Source organism: Motilimonas pumila (genome assembly GCF_003596335.1).
In the GTDB taxonomy this organism is placed as follows: Bacteria; Pseudomonadota; Gammaproteobacteria; order Enterobacterales; family CBDFNC01; genus Motilimonas; species Motilimonas pumila.
Genome location: NZ_QZCH01000160.1, coordinates 1 through 572 on the forward strand (window position 1 = coordinate 1; position 572 = coordinate 572).

Sequence of the window (572 nt, forward strand, 5' to 3'; positions counted from 1 at the left end):
GCTGAGAATGACGAATCCATCCATATCGACAGCGAACGGGCCCGCGCCGGCGCTACGCCGCATATGACGCGCTATGTGCTGGGCTATGGCCTGGTGCTGGTCATCGTCGCGTTCGCCGTGATCCTTCTCTTCTGACCGCGCACGGCATGAATATGCTGGCAATCGCGGCCACCAAGCCTATCTCTGGAACAGGCCGCTTCCACGCGGCCCACGCAAAAAAGCGGGATCGAATGAGTCAGTCCGAACAGCCCGAGGACAAGGGGACCGAGGCGCCGCAGGAGCATGTCTCGCTCTCCGACCCCGAGTTCAAGAAACAGCTCGCGATGGTCATCCCGCATCTGCGCGCCTTTGGCCGCTCGCTTTCGGGCAGCCGCGACCTCGCCGACGATCTGGTGCAGGAGACGCTGCTCAAGGCCTGGGCGGCGCGCAAGCGCTTCCAGGCCGGCACCAACATGCGCGCCTGGACCTTCATCATCCTGCGCAACCTGTATCTCAGCCAGATGCGCCGCGCGCGCTTCAAGGGCGAATGGGACGATCTGGTCGCCGACCGGCTGCTCGCCGCGCCCGCCAGC

General features: G+C 65.0%; 1 protein-coding gene. It reads left to right on the top strand.

The features are described 5' to 3' along the window. Positions 1 to 230 precede the first annotated feature (230 nt). Positions 231 to 572, top strand: a 342-nt coding sequence (locus tag D1Z90_RS21025) for a sigma factor (protein ID WP_269777323.1), incomplete at its 3' end; no start/stop codon positions are given.